The 19,441-nt window shown below is 32.3% G+C and carries 20 protein-coding genes; 1 reads left to right on the plus strand and 19 read right to left on the minus strand.

Going from position 1 to position 19,441, the window contains the following annotated elements:
* The 19 genes from ACFWUA_RS02790 to ACFWUA_RS02880 form a co-directional block, all read right to left on the minus strand.
* Window positions 1–1,476 (minus strand): hypothetical protein, encoded by a 1,476-nt coding sequence (locus tag ACFWUA_RS02790; RefSeq protein WP_416198649.1) that lies wholly within the window; start codon window positions 1,474–1,476, stop codon window positions 1–3.
* A 1-nt stretch (window position 1,477) separates the two neighbouring features.
* On the minus strand, window positions 1,478–2,551 hold the full coding sequence (locus ACFWUA_RS02795) for a Wadjet anti-phage system protein JetD domain-containing protein (RefSeq protein ID WP_416198650.1): 1,074 nt from the start codon (window positions 2,549–2,551) through the stop codon (window positions 1,478–1,480).
* A gap of 101 nt (window positions 2,552–2,652) precedes the next feature.
* A complete protein-coding gene (locus tag ACFWUA_RS02800; protein WP_416198651.1) occupies window positions 2,653–2,787 on the minus strand; it encodes a hypothetical protein in 135 nt (44 codons plus the stop codon).
* Between the two features lie 221 nt (window positions 2,788–3,008).
* The gene (gene hcp, locus ACFWUA_RS02805; protein WP_416198652.1) at window positions 3,009–4,664 is read right to left on the minus strand and encodes a hydroxylamine reductase; all 1,656 of its coding nucleotides are present in this window, start codon (window positions 4,662–4,664) and stop codon (window positions 3,009–3,011) included.
* Window positions 4,665–4,718: 54 nt separating this feature from the next.
* Window positions 4,719–5,744 carry an ATP-binding cassette domain-containing protein gene (locus tag ACFWUA_RS02810; protein WP_416199165.1) on the minus strand — a complete coding sequence of 342 codons (1,026 nt, stop codon included), beginning with the start codon at window positions 5,742–5,744 and terminating at the stop codon, window positions 4,719–4,721.
* On the minus strand, window positions 5,734–6,438 hold the full coding sequence (locus tag ACFWUA_RS02815; protein ID WP_416198653.1) for a GTP-binding protein: 705 nt from the start codon (window positions 6,436–6,438) through the stop codon (window positions 5,734–5,736). The genes ACFWUA_RS02810 and ACFWUA_RS02815 overlap by 11 nt, the downstream gene beginning before the upstream one ends.
* Window position 6,439: 1 nt before the next feature.
* Window positions 6,440–7,678, minus strand: a complete 1,239-nt coding sequence (locus tag ACFWUA_RS02820) for an ABC transporter substrate-binding protein (protein WP_416198654.1) — start codon at window positions 7,676–7,678, stop codon at window positions 6,440–6,442.
* Between the two features lie 189 nt (window positions 7,679–7,867).
* Window positions 7,868–8,620, minus strand: a complete 753-nt coding sequence (locus ACFWUA_RS02825) for an REP-associated tyrosine transposase (protein ID WP_416198655.1) — start codon at window positions 8,618–8,620, stop codon at window positions 7,868–7,870.
* Window positions 8,621–8,705: 85 nt separating this feature from the next.
* Window positions 8,706–9,749, minus strand: a complete 1,044-nt coding sequence (locus tag ACFWUA_RS02830; RefSeq protein ID WP_416198656.1) for a DUF1284 domain-containing protein — start codon at window positions 9,747–9,749, stop codon at window positions 8,706–8,708.
* A 28-nt stretch (window positions 9,750–9,777) separates the two neighbouring features.
* Complete coding sequence (locus tag ACFWUA_RS02835; protein ID WP_416198657.1) at window positions 9,778–10,839, minus strand: endonuclease/exonuclease/phosphatase family protein; 1,062 nt, start codon at window positions 10,837–10,839, stop codon at window positions 9,778–9,780.
* 157 nt (window positions 10,840–10,996) lie between these two features.
* A complete protein-coding gene (locus ACFWUA_RS02840; RefSeq protein ID WP_416198658.1) occupies window positions 10,997–11,938 on the minus strand; it encodes an SPFH domain-containing protein in 942 nt (313 codons plus the stop codon).
* A gap of 26 nt (window positions 11,939–11,964) precedes the next feature.
* On the minus strand, window positions 11,965–12,768 hold the full coding sequence (locus ACFWUA_RS02845) for a TPM domain-containing protein (protein ID WP_416198659.1): 804 nt from the start codon (window positions 12,766–12,768) through the stop codon (window positions 11,965–11,967).
* A complete protein-coding gene (locus tag ACFWUA_RS02850) occupies window positions 12,677–13,792 on the minus strand; it encodes a TFIIB-type zinc ribbon-containing protein (RefSeq protein WP_416198660.1) in 1,116 nt (371 codons plus the stop codon). The genes ACFWUA_RS02845 and ACFWUA_RS02850 overlap by 92 nt, the downstream gene beginning before the upstream one ends.
* Window positions 13,793–13,850: 58 nt before the next feature.
* The gene (locus tag ACFWUA_RS02855) at window positions 13,851–14,528 is read right to left on the minus strand and encodes a PspA/IM30 family protein (RefSeq protein WP_416198661.1); all 678 of its coding nucleotides are present in this window, start codon (window positions 14,526–14,528) and stop codon (window positions 13,851–13,853) included.
* Between the two features lie 158 nt (window positions 14,529–14,686).
* Window positions 14,687–15,967, minus strand: coding sequence for a type II restriction enzyme (locus tag ACFWUA_RS02860; RefSeq protein ID WP_416198662.1), 1,281 nt, complete (start codon window positions 15,965–15,967; stop codon window positions 14,687–14,689).
* Window positions 15,960–16,796 carry a DNA adenine methylase gene (locus ACFWUA_RS02865; RefSeq protein WP_416198663.1) on the minus strand — a complete coding sequence of 279 codons (837 nt, stop codon included), beginning with the start codon at window positions 16,794–16,796 and terminating at the stop codon, window positions 15,960–15,962. Before ACFWUA_RS02865 ends, ACFWUA_RS02860 begins: the two co-directional genes overlap by 8 nt.
* Window positions 16,797–16,808: 12 nt before the next feature.
* Window positions 16,809–17,561, minus strand: coding sequence for a TRM11 family SAM-dependent methyltransferase (locus ACFWUA_RS02870; RefSeq protein WP_416198664.1), 753 nt, complete (start codon window positions 17,559–17,561; stop codon window positions 16,809–16,811).
* A gap of 359 nt (window positions 17,562–17,920) precedes the next feature.
* On the minus strand, window positions 17,921–18,160 hold the full coding sequence (locus ACFWUA_RS02875; RefSeq protein ID WP_416198665.1) for a hypothetical protein: 240 nt from the start codon (window positions 18,158–18,160) through the stop codon (window positions 17,921–17,923).
* Window positions 18,161–18,211: 51 nt separating this feature from the next.
* Entirely contained in the window at window positions 18,212–18,442 is a 231-nt protein-coding gene (locus ACFWUA_RS02880; protein ID WP_416198666.1) for a hypothetical protein, read from the minus strand.
* A 95-nt stretch (window positions 18,443–18,537) separates the two neighbouring features.
* Between ACFWUA_RS02880 and ACFWUA_RS02885 the strand changes: the two genes are divergently transcribed.
* On the plus strand, window positions 18,538–19,428 hold the full coding sequence (locus ACFWUA_RS02885; protein WP_416198667.1) for an MBL fold metallo-hydrolase: 891 nt from the start codon (window positions 18,538–18,540) through the stop codon (window positions 19,426–19,428).
* The last annotated feature ends 13 nt before the right edge of the window (window positions 19,429–19,441 follow it).

Here is a 19,441-nt window from a genome sequence, read left to right on the forward strand (position 1 = left end):
TCAATTTTCCTCCACATATATTGTATAAGGTGATATATATACTTCACTCCACAAAAGTGGAGATTTATCTATTTCAACAACACTCTTTATCCTCTTCCCATAGAGAGCTTTGTACTTTTCATCACTTTCACATAGCAAACTAAAAAGTTTCAATCTCTCATCTATTCCCTCAAAATTTTCAACCAAAACCACTTCAGATATGACAAACATCATGAAAAGTTCAATATTCTCTCTTTGACTTAACCACTTTTCTTTTTCTTCATCACTTATTTTATTTAACTCCCCTATAGAAAACTCTCCCCTTTGAAGAAGCAAATCAAATATAAATTTCCACAATTCCACTATTTGCTCCCAATCGGTTTCTTCTGTAAAATAAATTTCTTCTTCCTCTTCTTCTTCATCCTCTATCACATCTTGAAAATAATTTTTAACCATTTGCTCATTCCAAGCCCATTCTAATGGAAATATAAAATCAAGCTTTGGAGAAAAAAGCGGCGACAGAATATATTCCAACTGTTCAAAATTTTCAAGTCCATTTTTCACTAAAATATTTTTCCAAATATCTTTTTTAAAACTTACATTTGAACTCTTCCAAAAACTTTCTGGATATTTGACTCTAACTTCCATCTCATAAGCTATGTTTTCCATGACTATTTTAGCTAAATTGTCATGAAGCACTCTAGCTGTTTCTAAATTTTCAAACATTAGTTTAGCCTCATACTTTTTTTCATCAGGAAGAGAATCATATCTGCCCTTCCAAGAAAACATCTCATCAAATACTTTTTGTTCATCTTCAAATTGCCTTTTTATCTCTTCTGTCTTTCTCGCATTTCTCTTTCTATCAAAAAACATAGTTTGAGGATCTCTTATCATATCTTGCTTATATTCTTTTTCCCTTCGTATGAGAGTTCTGACTCTAGCTATAAGATTGTCTACGCTACTTTGAGCCTTGGTGAAATTTCCCGTCTTTATGAGTTGAAGGGTATAGAACTGCTCTACATCAAATCCAAACTCCTCCAGTATCTCTCTTGTTATAAAAATCATTTCCTGAGATTCTGAAGACAGCATATACACAGTAGGGCCACCATCTTCCCAATTACTGTGTTCTCTATCTATTTTTAAATATCTAAATACATATTCTTCTCTACTTCCACTTTGTTCATTGTAAATAGTTGAACTAAAATATTCTTGTTTGTTTGGATCCCTATACCACAAGGTACCATCTACAATTCTCTCAATATTTTCTTTTGAAGTATCTATTTTCATATCCCTCAATATATCTTCTACAATATGAATCATATCAGTTCTACTTCTATTTGGGTTTTCAGTTAATTCTCTCTTAAATATATTGAGTAGTAAAAGAAAACATATCTCATGAGAAAACTCATTGAGTTCTCCTACGTCCATGCCTGTCCCCAACATCCTCATAACTTCAATTTTTTTCATTCTATCAAAAAACCCTTTTTCAATTGACATATCATCTATCACCTTTCAATATGTATTCATAATTTATGAGTTCTTGGGGAATTCTTCTATCTTCATTCCATAAATTTTTTAGCATTTCCCCATACTCATCCAAAAAATGAGCATGAAATTCATCTAGTACAAAATTTAAATCTCGGATATTTTTCCTTTGACCAACGCAAGGATACTTTCTGTTTCCAATTTTTAAAAGTTGCACATAGGCTTTAATTTGCAAATTTATATTTAAATCTTTATATCTTTCTTTAAAACTTCTATATATCATAAATCCTTCAGGATCAATATCCCCAAAATACAGTATTTCTAGTTTCAAAGGAGAAGTCAGCTCTTTTATAAAAGAAAAGCTATTTATTATCTTTTTGCCTTGACCAAATATGAGCAAATCAGGTAAATCCCCAAATATATCCACTCCCATTTCACATGCCCTTTTATATGAGAAAAAAGTAGAATGATTTTCAAGAATTATGACATTTTTTATCTTATCTATTCCTCTATTCCAATATATAAACATTTCACCATACTTTTTCATCTTTAAATCTTCATAATCTAAACCTAATCTTGTAAGTATTTTATTGTCAATTTTATCTTTCCTTTTGGAATATAGAAATTTTTCATCATAAAATAATTCCAAAGATCTTTCTTCCAAACTTGCCCATTCTCTATTGTCTCTTTCTTTTAAAAAACTATATATATTTCTTATATATTCCCATTCTACGCTATTTTCATATTCTGGATGTCTTTCATAATATTTAAAGTCTAAAAGATCTGACATTTTAAGCATCTCATTTTTATCCCACTGACCAACGCTTTCTTTTTGAAGTATTTCCCACTTTGTTTTAAGTGGAGGATTCATCCCATTATAATTTGAACTCTTTATAGCCCTAATCTTTCCCTCATCTACAGCTTTTAAAATTCCAACATATAATTTAAAATATCCACCGTTTTTTTCATAACCACTTTTCCCACCATATATATGTATGATATAATCCTCTAATTCATCAAGTTCAAATCTCTTTCTTTTATTCGTCTCCATATAATTTTTTATAAATTTAATCACATTTTCATACACCCTATCACCACCTATCATTTTTATATTCTACATAAAACCACAAAATCCTTGCATATTCAAAACTCTACTAAAAAATAACTAAGGGGCGGCCAATGCCACCCCTACGCTTTTTTGTTCTCCCAATATTTTGTTGCACTATCATATATATGGTCTAAAGACATATCTTCGAATATTTCTTTTTCAATTTCTAAATAATCTTCATTTCCATATTCATCAATTTGTCTTATGAATCTCAAAAACCCTGAATATCCCAATTCTCTAATAAGTGCTTTGGAACCCTTTTCAATTATTTCTTTATCTAATCTATTGCCAATTATGGTTGCAATTAACTTATCATCGCATGTTATGAAATAGTCGCATTTGCCATATACTGAAGAAACTAAATGTAATGCGTCCTTTTCCTTTGCATTACATTTAGCTTCTTCACTTGGTTCTATAGTATACTTAGCCAGTGTATCTATGCCATAAATATTTTCATATCATCTTCTACATTTGTGATTCCTGCTATTCCAAAGTTTTCAACCAATACATTAGCTACATTTGGTGAAAGAAATGCTGGTAAAGTTGGTCCTAGATGAATATTCTTAACTCCTAGATACAACAATGCAAGAAGTACTATAACAGCTTTTTGCTCATACCATGCAATATTGTATGCTATTGGCAATTCATTTACATCTTCAAGTTCAAATATTTCCTTCAATTTAAGTGCTATAAGTGCTAATGAATAAGAATCATTGCATTGCCCTGCATCAAGCACCCTTGGAATTCCATTTATATCTCCAAGATCTAATTTGTTGTATCTATATTTTGCACATCCTGCTGTAAGAATGACAGTATCCCTTGGAAGAGCTTTTGCAAATTCTGTGTAATAATCTCTTGATTTCATCCTTCCATCACATCCAGCCATTACAAAGAATTTCTTTATTGCTCCAGTCTTTACAGCTTCTACAATTTGATCAGCCAATGCAAATACTTGATTGTGAGCAAATCCTCCAACAATTTTTCCTGTTTCAATTTCAGTAGGTGCTGGCAATCTCTTTGCATGTTCAATTATTTCAGAAAAATCTTTTGCCTTTCCATCTACTCTATTAGGTATATGCTTAAATCCTGGATAACCTGTAGAACCTGTAGTATAAACTCTATCCATATATGAACTATTAGGTGCAGGTGGCACTATACAGTTAGTTGTAAATAGTATTGGACCATTGAATTTTTCAAATTCTTCTTTTTGTTTCCACCAAGCATTTCCATAGTTCCCTGCAAAATGAGGATATTTCTTAAATGCTGGATAATAATGTGCTGGCAACATTTCACCATGGGTATATACATCTACTCCAGTACCTTCAGTTTGTTTTAAAAGTTCTTCCATATCCTTTAAATCATGACCTGATATAAGTATTGCTGGATTCTTTCTAACCCCTATATTTACCTCTGTAATTTCTGGATTTCCATAAGTCTCAGTATTGGCCTTGTCTAATAATGCCATAGTATCTACACCATATTTACCTGTTTCCAATGTAAGTGCTACAAGTTCATCTACTGTAAGGCTATCATCCAACGTAGCTACTAAAGCTTTTCTCATGAATTTGTATATATTTTCATCTTCAAAACCTAAATTTGCTGCATGTTCTAGATAAGCAGCCATTCCCTTTACTCCATAGGTGATTAATTCTCTAAGGGAGCGAATATCTTCATTTTCTGTTGCCAATACCCCAACTTGCACACTATCAGCCTTAGCTTCAAAAGCCTCAACTGTTTCTCCATACCATGTAGCTGAATCATGAAGATTTTCTAGCTCTACGCCTTTTTCTTTTAATTGAGCTTTAAGTTCTTCTCTCAACTCAAGAGCTTCTCCAATTTTTTTAACAAATCTATCCTTATCAAAATTTGCATTTGTTATTGTCATAAATAGTCCATCTAGTAGCAGCTTATTTACTTCTGATATACTCATATTTGCTTCATCAGCCTTTAATCCCAATATTGATATTCCCTTTAATGTGTAAATCAATAAATCTTGTAAATTTGCCACATCAGAAGTCTTTCCACATACTCCTTGCATTGTACAGCCTTTTCCCTTAGCTGTTTCTTGACATTGATAACAAAACATATTCATTTTTTTACCTCCTCAATATTTTTCTTTGTAAGACTATATTAGTATACATTCTCTTTAACTTCGGTAACAATCGTTACACATTTCTAGTTTTTCTCCATTTCTCAAACCATTTCTCATCTTTTGAATAATACTGTCCATTTTCTCTAATTGAAGTAGTACTTCTTTTTCTTCATCACTAATCTCTATAATGTCTTTTATTCCACCATTTTTTATGACAATTCTCCTATCACCCATAAGAGCTAAAATTGGGTCATGAGTAGCCATGAGGACAATTTTGTCACTACTTACCAATAGATGTAGTGCTTTCTTTCTGTCAATACCTGCATTTTCAATTTCATCAATTAAAACTATAGGGGATGAACTCAAAATTGCTGTGTCTGCGATCATTAGAGCCCTCGACTGTCCACCACTAAGACTAGTTATAGGGGTATTTAAATCAAATTTTTCCCCTGCCAAATTGTTTGCTGCATCTATAATGTTTTTCACAACTTCCTCTTCATTTTCTACCATTCTACTTTTAGCATGAAGAGTTAAAAATTCATGAACAGTCAAATCCATGACAAAATTCATATTTTGTGAAAGTTGAGCTACAAGTCTATTGTTGGAAGAAAATCTCCACTTTTTATCTGGTACTTCATCATTTATGAGAATAGTCCTTCCTGTAGGAGTGTCATTTTGGGCTGCCCACTCAATATCTGCCAAAAGTCTACTCTTCCCTGAACCAGTAGGACCTACAATGGAAATAATTTCTCCACTTTTTATATCTATTTTTTCAAACCCTTCCCTATCTCCACTTTTATCTCGACCTGCCAATATAGTTAGACTTTTAACGGAAGTTTCTTCTTTTATTCCAAGAAACTCTAACATTTGATTTATATATAAAGTTAGTCCTTCCATTAGAACTTCAGTATCAATAGCCCATTGTTCTTTTTCTTCTTCGGTGAAATGTTCTAAATACTCCTTAAAACTATAGTCTTCATAGCCATCTATATTTAGCTTATTGGCAGCAAAATAATCCATTATAAAAGGGTATTTTTGTTTTAATTCTCCTATCTTAATTGAATTCACCCTATTTTTCATCTTCATCACCTAATTTCATCTTTCTTATATTCCCCATTTGATATGCTTCACCAATCCTTGTTTCTCCAAGACAATAAGAACACAATGCTGATGGCATAGGGAATTTCAATTCTTTCCCTTGGACTGTATCTATATTTTCATCTTCATCATAAAGAAGAGTGCTAAGTTCATAGGCACCTTGCCCTGTAAGCCCATTTATATGCATGGATATGGCCCTTGGATTTACAGAATTTACTCTCGATAAAAACACTTCCCTTTCTGCCTGAGAAACTATATCCCCTTTCGTAATAACTACAATATCAGCAGATTTAAGCATTGGCCCTATTTTTTTGGGGGTATTTATCCCACTTAAATTGTCAATGACACAAACTGATTTAATTCCCTTTATATAAGGTGAACATCTATTGCAAAGTCCTGCACTTTCTGTAATGAGTAAATCCAAATCAAGCTTTTTACCCCACTGAACCACCTCTTCAATATTGCTTACAAAAAAGTGGTCTGGACAAAGAGAACCAGATAGTCCTTTTTTCACAGGCACATTTGCCTTTTCGTACAATATATCATCATCTGTATAGAGACAGTCAAATTTAACAACCCCTACAGAAACACCTCTCATCTTTAATGCTTCAATAGTCTTTAATATTATAGAAGTCTTCCCCGAAGAAGGAGGACCTGAAAATGTAACTAAATTCATATTATCTCTCCTCTACAGCTCTACTAAATATATTCTCGCATTTATGAATCAACTCTCCAATATTGTTTGAATTTATATAATCCCAGCCAAGCCACATATATTTGTGCTCCTTTGAAATCATATTGTCTACCTCTGGATGGGTACTTGGAAATCTTCCATTGTGAGCTAATATTTCTCCAACAGCTTTTGATGAAAAAAATTCTACAAAAGGCTTCACCCTTTCACTATTTGAATTCTTAGAAAGCAAAAATATAGGACTTATAATAGCTCCATCAGAAGGCCAAACCGCTACCATAGGACTACCCTTTTTAATCATCTTGGTGAAAAAATAAGGCATGATTGTAACTGCTGGTTTTTCTGAACTCTTCATATGAGACTTAACCATTTCAGAAGGATGCATTCCTCTTTGAAGTGATTTGCCCAATTTTTCTACTCCTTCTTCTCCATATTTCTTATATATATTAAGTAGTATAGAATTGAACAAATCAAAATCCCCAATAGGCAAACTCACTGTATTTTTGAATTGAGTGCTTAAAATATCCTCCCAACTCTTTGGCATTTCTCTGCCATTTAACTCTTCTGTATTCACAAGAAATACTGCTGGTACTACTCCTATGATAGAATACTGCCTAGCTGGGTCTTTTAAATCAATGTACTCATTGTCAAAATCAGAATTCAAATGCTCAAATCCAGTCATATCTTTAAATACACCTTTAGATTTAAACTTTCCCATAAGATTTGTATCAAAGAAAAGATCAAAACCAGCGGAAATAAAAATATCCGACAATACTTCCTCAGTTTCAGCCTTTTCCAATACATCCTTTATCCAATCCACACCACTTGAAGCTGATTTAAGTTCATAATCCACAGATATATTTAAACTTTTTCCTTCTTCCTCCATCCATTTGCCGAAAGCATCCATAAGTGGAATTCTCACAGGACAAGGAAGCACTCCATCAATTTTCACATCTGCATCCATATTTCTATTTGATAAAATCAAACTTTCATCCACAACTTTTCTGTTTTCCTCAATTATTTCCACCATTCTATCCACAAAAGTGTCAATATTTATCCTCTTCATAGACAACGCCATCTTTAAAGAAACAGTCTTTCCCATAGTTTTTCTCATAGACTCATCCTTCATATTTTCAAATCCACTAGAAACAAATAAATCCAATACTTCTGGATATTTTTCAGTTATATCATAAATAGAATCATTCTCATCAAAATACCTTCCCATTTTTAAAACCTCCTTCACAAATCTAGTATTAGTCTACCCAATTTTTCACATAATTTCGGTAACAAAAGTTACTACCATGGGGACGTTTCGCTTGGCTGGTCATTTTGTGTCCCACTATTCAACCCATAGAAAAAGGTGACAGTATAATGTTTCTCCTGTCACCTTATCCTAATTTCCAGTGTTAGTTTTTCATTTATGGTATTTTATATTATCTATTATGTTCCTGTTAATACCTAATACCCTTGACAATTGCCTATTACTTACATTAGTATTCTCTTTTATTGCCTTAAGAATTTCATCTCTTGATTTTTTATCTAAATTCTTTAATTCTGAAATATCAGTGAAAGAAGATATTACTTCCTTAAGCTCATCATCTGTATACCTGATATTTTCTCTATATTCCAGACATTCATCATCATTTTCTTCCATCATGTACTTTTCAAAGGTTTCCCTGCCTCCAAAATACTCCATCGCCAAACTAGTATCAATCAATCTATTTTTATTCATGAAATACTCTCTATAACTACTCCATTTGTAATCTGAGAGTTTTTTTACTATTCCTGCTTTAACTGGATTTTGGTGAATATACCTTAGAACTGTTCTAAAGTATAAATCATCATCAACAGGTTCACTTCTAAATCGATTTTGAAAAAGATGGCCTGTCCTTCCATATTTTATATTGAAATATTGAACATAGCCAACTGCAATTCTTTTGACAGTATCTCCTATATCTTCTGTACCTGTTTTTATCAACAAATGTACATGATTTCCCATAAGACAATATCCATATATAGTGAATTCACTTTTTTCCATGGCCTTTTCTACATTATCCAAAAACTTCTCACAATCTTCATCAGATAAAAAAATTTTTCTTTTGTCTATTCCCCTAAGCATCACATGGTATATTCCACTTTCGCTTTTTTCTCTAGGCCCTCTTGGCATAATGCATCCCCCGTTTAATTATTTTCCGCCACTCCGCCACGGGGACGTTTCGTTTGGCTGGTCACTTTGTGTCCCTATAGCCATTCTAATGGCACAGTTCGTACCATTCACAATCTCCACAGATATCTTGGAAGGCTTCTTCTGTCAACTTTTCTTTTAGTCTATCTAATAAATAGCTATAAGTATATTCTCCTGGAGCAATTTCTAAATGCTCTAATACCTTTTTGTCCATTGTTATCACCTTGTCATTAGATTCACATTTTGCTCCATCTATATTGTGAGGACAATGCTTACAAACATGGTCATTTCCCTCAATTATTCTTATAATTTGGTCTTTATCTTTTCTTAAGCTTCCAACTACAATATCCATATTTTCCACAAATTCTTCACTATAGCCCTTACCTATATAGGACTGTATGCACAATAGATGATGAGGTCTTAGATGTATTTTACTTGAGTTTATAAAATTTCTAAATATCAACTTATTTTGCAGTAGCTTGTCCTCATTGTCCAGTTCATTTATGAAGTGCTCATTAAAATTTGGATCTTTTTTAGAAAATTCATCTATCATATCTTCTACATCTTTCACCCCATATTCTGGATGAAATTGAGTACCCCAAATGGGCAAATCTTTGTACTGAAAAGCATGAACAGAACAATTCCTATTTTTAGCTATTATTCTAAAATCCTCATTTAAATCAAATACTTCATCATAATGAGCTACACAGCATATAGGTACATCTATTCCTCTAAATAGCTCATTGTCAGCAATGTCTATTTTGGTAAAACCTATTTCTGGATTTGCAGTTTTCCTTATATGCTCCACTCCCAACAAGGTTTTCACGAGAAATTGATGACCATAGCATATTCCCAATATAGCTTTGTTGTTGTTGACAAAATATAGTATTATATTTTTCAAATCTTCATCCCAAGAATTGTCATCTAATGTAGATGCTCCTGAACCAGATATAATGAGATGAGTATATTTGCTTAAATCAGGGATACTTTTCACATCTCTCACCCTAAAAATATCATATTCTATAGGCAAGTCTTCTAAGTGCTTTGCCATAGCTTTGTTGAAATCATTGACACTCTTTTCTGTTATAAGACAGTTAAGTATAAGTAACATATTTTCTCCTTTCTACCTGGATAGCCAATTATTTTAATTTGAATTCCATAGTCACAGGATTGTGGTCAGTGTATTTGAAGTCAAAGGAATGTCCTTTGACATTTAGTACTTCCACATTGTCAGAAACTAAATATCCATCTATGACAGCAGTGAAGTTTACATCTTTCACATAAGGTGTAGCATCTGTTCTAGTAGTTGGCACATTTTTATCTGCTACCCACTGGAATTCATTAGGTTTGAAATCTTCTGGTATCTTCTGTAGCCAATCAGGCCACTGTTCCGTAGTTTTAAATATTGTAGGGTCTGTAGTTGGGATCAAATGATTCCAATCTCCACCTACTATTATATAATTGCCCTTCTCATATTCACTCATTATATATTCTTTCAAAAATCCAAGTTGTTTAAGTCGTATTTCTCCGCCTTTGTCATAGGCAGAAAGATGAGTATTTACTAAAACCAATTCCTTTCCATTGTCCAAAGAAATCCTGCTTTCTAAAAAACATCTGTCCAATTCAGCCAATTGGCGAGGCCAACTTTCTTTCCCTGGCAATTGATATCTAGTAGCACTATCTATATTGTACTTAGAAAGTGTAACTAGTCCTGCTGAATTTACATTGCCATGAGGCTTAAATACAGGAACTGGAACCCAAAGAGTTTTATAATTTATTGCAAAACTTGATGAATAATCCTCAAAGTTTTTCTTCAAATGCTCATACTCATTTATGCGAAAACTCCTTGTAGCATCGGTATCGACTTCTTGTACAAATATGAATGAAGAATTGCTGTCTATTAAAAAATCAGTTATACCATTTAAATTTTCCAAAGTCTTTTCTTTGCTTGAAGAACGAGAGCCTGTCCCCCCATCCATAAAAAAATCTTGCTCACTATCCATTCCACAATATCCTATATTATAGGTAGTAATTGAAAACGTTTCTCCTGTAGATATAGCCTTATCTTGATTGTTTTCCACTTCCAAAGGTATGGTATCTTCTGGTTTATAATCAGTAATAGTCATAGCTAATAAATAAACCAAAAATACACACACAAATATCCCTACAATCCATCCCAATATCTTAAAAAACTTCTTCATAAAAATCCCCCTATTCTCATTATCTAGTCAAAGGGTCAGAACTATAACCCCTCCGACCCCTGACATTACCCCAAAGTTAGCACCTCACCGTCCAGCCGTGGGACACTATTCGACCAGCCAAGCGAAACGTCCCCGTGGCGGTTTTTCCCGTGGCGGTTTATACCAATTTTTGTCCACAATTAGGGCAGAAGTTTGCTCCTTCGGTTTTTGCTCCACAGTTTGGGCAGAAATTTGGTTTTTTGTTGCTATTTGAACTTTCATTCATGTTTTCCATCATTTCTTTGGCTATGTTCATTCCCATCATCATTCCAGCCATATCAGCAGCAGTTCCTCCACCTTTGACTTTCCCAGAGGATATGCCATCTACCATGGATACTTGCTGATATTTTCCTAAGTCTCCTATCATGCTATGAGATGCAGTTTTATTTATCATATCTTGAATTTCTTCAGGATAATTAAAGCTCATGATATTGAATCCTGTTATAGTCATTCCATCATCTATTATTTTCATATCTAAATCTTCTTTGATTCCCTTGCCAATTTCAGAAGCATTGGCTTGAAGATTGAACATATCCTTTCCTTCTTTTGAAATCCACTTCATGAGTAATTCATCTAAAACTGCAGTAATCCTTATTTTTACATCTTCTACCAAATAGCTATTCTTTACCCCTGCAATTTTGTCAATCAATGCTACATAGTCATTGACTTTAAAAGTAAATGTACCATTGGAACGAACTGGCATACCACCTGGCAATTGAGGAGTTGGAATATTTATAGCATTTTTAGTTCCCCATTTCACTACAAATTCTTTAGTGTTTACAAACAATACTTCTGCTCTCATGCCAGTATTAAATCCAAATTTAAAGCCCTTTAAAGTAGACAAAAAAGGAATTATTTGAGTTTCAATATCGTACTCTCCTTCATCTTGAAATATCCCTTCAATTTTGCCATTATATAAAAATATAGCATCTTGCCCGGGACGAATGATGAGCTTGCTTCCCTTCTTTATTTCATCATTGTTCCATTTCCAAAAAATCATATCATCTCTAAACTCTTTCCATTCAACTACATTTGCAAATTGGTTTTTAAAAAGTGCCATATTATCATTCCTTTCGTTTAATTGTATTAGAAACTACCTCTGCTACCACTATGGGAGTGTCCACCTGATGTCACTCCTCCGCCTCCACTATGACCCCCACCGCCACTGGAATGATTTCCATTGTCTGATGGCTTTCTACGTTTTGTAACTGAGGTTCGTATATAATTGTCCCTTCTTTGAAGAACCCTTGTAGTATTAAAATTTTCATAGGTTCCCCCATTTACAGTGACCTTGCCTCCTGAATTGTAAGCCATAATCCCAACTGCAATTCCTGCTATAATCAAGGAAACAATCAATTGAAACCAAGTATTAAATAAAATATTTTCAGGATCCACTCCAGGACGTATTCCCATATATTTATAGGAAGTTTTTATGAATGTACGAAATGCCCTATAGTAGTCTCCCTCTGACAATGCAGGTGTTATTTTATATCTTATTTCATCTAATCTATAATCATCTAAATACTCTTCTCCTTTATAAAACCCTGACAAATACACTTCCCTATGCTCCATATCTACAGTCAATATAGCACAATTGCCATGAGGCTTATCATATCCTAAGGCTTTTTCATCATAAAAGTCTTCCATATATTTCACTACATCTTTTTTCTCTGTATCTTCTGTAGTTAGGACTATGAAATCCGTTTGCCTTCTTGAACTATATTTTTCAGCTAATATTTCAAGTTCCTCTACTTCTTCGCCAGTTAATAGTCCTGCCAAATCATAAATTCTCTGTTTTTTATCGCCACTTGCCTTTGAAGCATTTGATATAAAGGGAATTAAAAGTACAATTGATAAAAGAACAATCAAAAAAACTTTCTTTTTTCTCACCACAGTCCCCCCCCATCGCAATTGAAATAAGCTTAAGTATTATAAATGAAAACCCAGCTATTCCACCAAACCAAGCAGCAACTTTTTTATAGCTTATGGGAGGTTTTCCTACTACTTTTCCCGTTTGACCATTCATAGCAAAAACATGCTCTGAATCTTCATAGTCATAATACACCATCCATACAGGAAGTAGAGTGTAATAAGCATTTTTCTTAGATGTATCAATATGCTTATTTGTAAATCTAACTGATGAATATCCCACAATAGTAGAATTTATATAGGACTGTATGTAATTTTCAATCTTGTCCTTAGCTCTTGGTAGCATTCGGGATTCATCATAATTGTACTTTTCCGCAATATACCCAGCTAAATATGGGGTTTTGAATTCTCTTAAATCAGCATAATTGTACGGCTCCAATTTATCCATTAGTTCATCATTCATTTTTTCAGATGCATCTACTGGCACCTTTATATAATCAAGATTTATATCTCGATACACATCATAATATCTAGTCTCTGTATAAATATAATCTCCTCTTGTATATTCTCTTATTTTGGTACCAACAGCATTTACTTCGACTCTACTGTTTAAATCATATAGCCAAAAAGGAACATACATCCCTGTAATCTTCTTGATTCTATCAGCAGTCATAAAACCTTTTGGAGTCAAAAGTCCATTTTTGCACCAAGACTTAAAGGCCTCTTCAGCTTGTTTTTTACTGATTTTAAAAGGAATAACTTTAGATGGAGCCATGGTTCCTGAAAGTCTATCTCCAAGAACTACTGCTGCCCCACAAAAGCTACAAGTAGTTGCTGTAGTTTCTGCTTCAGTGATTATGACTGCCCCACAATTTTTGCAATGATATTCTTTTCCATCCTCTTCTGAAAAAGTACGGGTTATAAACTCATCTGAAAAACCCTCTATATCATCTTCTCTTCCACAACTATTGCATTTAAGTTTCCCAGTATTGCTATCAAAGACCATATCAGAACCACAATTAGGACATTTGTAATGTATAAGCATAGCAATTCACCTCACAATTGGGATAAAAGCTGTAGATAAATCTACAGCTTTTGTATTATTAATTATTTTTTAATTTTGCCTTTAGAGCCTCTAGTTCATCATCTATGCTCGTATCAACATCATCATATTTAGCTGCCAATTCTTCTATATCATCTTTTTTACTACTATTTAATTCTTTAATTGCCTCTGCTTCATCTAATGCTTTGTTTACCCTTTCTTCCATTCTGTCAAAAGCTGATATGGATTTACCTGCACTGTCTACTGAAGAACCTATTTTATTTATTCTATCTTGAGTTCTTGCTACTGCCATTTTCCCTTTAAGCATAGCTCTTCTAGATTCCAATTCATCAATATCACTTACAAGTTTGTCATGCATTTGTCTCATTCTTGTGGAATTGGACGCTGCCAATTCATATGCTTTTGCCAATTCACTTTCTTTTTTCACAATTTCAGCTTTTTTCTCTAAAAACTTTCTTGCATCGTCTTCATTTCCTACTTGCAATGCTTTCACTGCATACTTTTCCATCTTAGCAATTTCTTCTCTACATTCATCTAATTGTCTTTTAGCTCTCTTTTCTTCTGCCATTATGGAAGCTGTTTCAGCTTTTACTTTACCTAAATCACTATTTAAATCCCTCAAATATTGGTCTATCATCTTTTCTGGATCTTCAGCCTTATCTAACATTGCATTTATATTGCTAGACATAATATCTTTAAATCTTGACAAAATACCCATTGTATTTACCCCCTCTATATTGGATTACACAAATTATATCACACTAAGATAAAATATTGAACTCAAATTTAATCCATACCAATATTTATTCAGCAATTTCAATATTATAACTAGGAAAAATTATAAATGTAAAATGCCACGGGGCTCCCCGTGGCTAGCTATTTAGCTAATTCTAATATCCAATTAATCCAACTTGAAATTGTCTGTGCTCTTCTTTTGAATGTTTCTTCAGATCCTATTCTATATAGCTTTGATTTTTTCATTATCTCTACAATATCACTCTTTTTAGACATTTTCTCCATTTTAAAATATTCTTTTAAGACTTTATTGAAGGCACTGTGTTTAAGTATTAGTTCTACAAATTTAAGCTGTCTTAACTTTAAATTCATATTGAAAAGTCTTTTCCCTTCATCAGTTAAAAAATAAACTATATTTTCATTTTCTCTTCTTTTATCTATTACTCCTAAATACCTGCCCGCATCAGTATAATAATTAGTTTGTCTTGGGTCAAAATCATAGGTAGTAGTTATTTCTTCTTTTGTCATATCATTTGTATATAATAATTCCAACAAGTTTATCAATCTTTTCATATTATCTGCTTGTGGAAATGGAATCCTTGGTTCTTCTATTACCTGTACTTCATTTAGAATAGACTTTATATCATCTAGCTTCACATCAAATTGTTCTAATGTATAATTTTTTTGTTTTGTCAAAATTAACGAATTATAATTGCAAGTATCCAAAAATTCATACTCATACAATGTAAAAATACCATTAGAATACACCATGAAAATTGGCCTTATTGCCTTTGCTATTTTGCTGTTCCACAATCTATAAGGATAATATAACTGCCTAATGAGAAAATCATCTGAAATGGAATTTTTAGCCTCTATTAGTGCAAGACTTTCTTTTCCCTCAAAACCACCATCAATTTCTATTTGAGAATTTGAAACTTTAATTTCTACAGATTTATTTGTATTAGTATTATTGATATAAAAAGAAAACTTATCTGAACTCATCCTTCCATTAACAGTAGGCAAAATCTTATCATCTTGAAGAAAATCTGACAATATACCTGATACAAAAGCACAATTTATAGCCATTGATTCGGAAGTTATATTTTTATAATCAATGCTTTCTATATATTCTGGAAAAACAATATTGGTTACTTCAGTATTCATTTCATCAAATTCTTTATAGGCCTCAAATTGAGAAATAACATAATTTCCCCTGGTTACAGGAAGAATGGACAAATGATTTTCTCTAAATAACTTTGGCAAATTAATCTTATGATCAAATTTAGTGGCCAATCTAGCTTCTCTAAACTCATTGATTTGAATTGATGAAATTTCAAAAAATCCTTTTTTCTCTATTTCATTTAAAATATTATATTTAGTAAAAAGTTTATCCCAAGCTAAATCATTTTTAGTTTCACTCATAATTCATCACCAACACTTCATTTACTTCTCCCCTCTTGTTGCCTTTTGAATTTATTGTTCTTTTAGCTTGAACTATTTCTATCCTATAATCCTTGTATAGATCCAATATAAATTGAGTTTGAGAATTGGAAAGTAAAAACTTAACGCCTCTTTTATTTAGATTATCACATAGGTCTTTTAGTCTTTTTTGTTCTGTTTTGCCAAAACCACCTTTATCATAGCCTGTGAAACTGCTAGTATCACTAATAGGATCATAAGGTGGATCAAAATAAATAAAACTGCCTTTTCTACACCCTTTAACTGCTTCTTCGAAGTCACAACATTTAAAAATTATGTTTGCAGTATTAAAATAATTGCTTACAGCTCTTAAAGTCGTTTCATTCACAATATTGGGGTTTTTGTATCTCCCAAAAGGTACGTTAAATTGGCCTTGAGAATTTACCCTAAATAATCCATTGTAACAGGTTTTATTTAGATAATGTATCCTAGAAGCTCTTTCAACAGGAGTCAACTCATTGTATTTTTGAATGTCTCTATCCAATTCTCTAATTTTATAAAAATAATCTGGTTCGTTTTTATGCTTTTTCAAATCTTCTATCAAATCTTCCACATTGTCTTTTATCACTTGATATAAATTCATAAGCTCCTCATTTATGTCATTAACTACTGCCTTATGGGGTTGTAAATGAAAAAGCACTGCTCCTCCACCTAGAAAGGGCTCATAATAAGTTGAATAATTGGAAGGTAGATATTTATCAATTTCAGAAATTAACTGTCTTTTGCCCCCCACCCATTTGACAACAGGCATTACAAATTCATCTTTATCCAATTTGATCCTCTCCTAATAAATACTAATTTTAAACTTTGGTTTTCTAAATACAAACAAATATTCATGAGCTATTAAAAGAAAATTATATCGTACACTTTTCTCATACCAAAAATTTGTAGTATTGCAATTATGTTGCTCCTTAATAATGATTTCCTTTAATAAAAATCCAGTTTCTAAATACTTCTCCATCACCTTAAATCCCAATGGGACTATATGTTTAGACTTTCTTGTATCTCCCATTAATATTGCACAATATTTATCTTCTTTTAAAACTCTAAAGCATTCTCTGACCACAGCTCCCATTTCATATATAAATTCGTCCACATCATAATTTGATAAATCACCTTTTATTCCCTGACTATATTTAATTATATTTGAATATGGTGGATGTGTGCAAATCAAATCGATACTATTGTTGGGTATAAAGTATAAATTTCTAGCATCTCCGTTATAAATTCTAGGTTCATAATCTCTATTTTTATCAAAATTTAAGCTTTTTTTCGCTATTTTAATTGTTTCAGGATTAATCTCAACTCCTATTCCTTTTCTTTGTAATAATTTTGTTTCAATTAAAGTAGTGCCACTACCCATAAATTGATCTAAAACTATATCATCTTTTTGGGAATACCTGCTAATAATATTTCTGGGCACATATGGAGACCAATTTCCCCTGTATTCTCCATTATGAGTAGCCCAATTTCCTCTTTCAGGAAAATTCCATATAGTTGTAGCTTCTAGCTTGAAATTTTTAGGTTCCCAATTCATTCTCTCTCCCCCTATTTTCACCTTCTTATCGATCAATATACTTAAGGAATATATATGTATTTCCATTCGACATATATTTGGAAAATCCTCTAATATATTAAAATTGCATAGATTTAATTTTTAATTTATAATTATTATGTAAACTTATTATGTAAACTAAATTTTTTTTCCCCCTCTTCTTGCATAAATTTTAGGATAAAAAAAATACTATTACAAAGGAGGTTAAAAAGGTGAAAAATACTGAAGAATTTAAACCCTATATACCTGCAGACAAGGTACTGCCTGAATTTTCCCCAACTGCAATCATTGTTGGTATTCTTATGTCCATAGTATTTGGTGCTGCTAATGCTTATATAGGCTTAAGAGATAGTATTTGGTGCTGGAGCAGTAGCTTTTGGAGGAATATTAAGCCTTATCAAATCATTGCCTTTGATATTTACAACTTTTAAAGAAGCAATGAGCGGACTTAAAGCTGGAGCTAATAACAAATCAACTCTTAGAACCGAACAAGATTTGTCCATGAAAGTAGTACTATTTGGAATTTTAGCCATAGTAATATTTATAGGTACTTCTAAACAAGGCATGGGGATTTGGTTCATCAGAACTCCCTGCACCTCAAGCAACTCTTATGAGGCTTGTTGTTGAAGGTGTTATGAATGGAAATCTTCCTTTTCAGCACTTCCTCTGTATGCTATAATTTCTTTTCTAATAGCCTTGTTTAAAGGCACAAGATCAATACCAGAGCCAACATATGGTATTCCAAAAGTCTCTAAAAAAGCAAGTTCTTTTGTACTAGAAACATTAAATATCATATCTACATTCTTTAAAGCACCATAATGATGACGAGCTTCTTCATACGCATCATCAAAGGAATTGTTCAAAAATAATGTTCTTGTTCTATATCATTCCAAGTTGATTTCTTGCAACAATTAAATTAAAATATTATCTGTAATCTTTTTATATGGGAGCTGAAATTATGGAACTTACTAAGTTAAATGGGAATACTTATTACATTGAAAACAATACAAATATAGGAGTATTCACATATAAAAACAAAAACTGTTTGCTTGTAGATACGGGTTTCACCAATACAGTGGCAAGAAAGATTGAGGAAGTCTTAAAGACCAATGGACTTCACCTAAAATATATAATAAATACCCACAATCATCTAGATCACTGTGGGGGAAATGTATATCTAACTGAAAATTATCCTGGATGTATCACATATACTTCAGAAAAAGAAAAGCTCTTTATGGAAAATGTTGAACTTCATCCTTCAATACTATTTGGAGGAATTGCTCCAAAAGGAAATGGCGTGACAAAAAAAATAAAGGTTGATGATACTCTTTCCATAGGAATAAATAAAATAAATGATGAAAAGCTTGAAATAATACCTCTGAAGGGCCATTCTATAGAACAAATTGGAGTCATCACTCCTGATAGAGTATGTTTTCTTGGAGACAGTATCTTTAGCACAGCTATTCTTGAAAAATATTCTATACCATATCTATATAGTGTTGAAGAAGAACTAAAAACACTAGAATATATAAAAAAAATAGATGCAGATATATTTGTACTGGGGCATTCTGAAACTATATTTTCTAAAGAAGAAATTATAGCTTTAGCACAAAAAAATATCAATCATATAAATAAACTTCTTGAAGAATATTTAACTGTACTTGAACAGCCTCAAACAAAAGAAGATTTACTTCAAAATATAATCATATTAAATGAAATAGACAACACAGACTATATACAACATCATCTATATCTATCTTCTACCTCTGCTTTCATAGTAGCATTGTACAATAGAGGTTATATTGAAAGTTATATAGAAGATGGAAAATTGTACTACTTCAAAAAATAACTATTTCCATCCT

The organism is Sporanaerobacter sp., from assembly GCF_047830725.1.
Taxonomy (GTDB): Bacteria; Bacillota; Clostridia; order Tissierellales; family Sporanaerobacteraceae; genus Sporanaerobacter.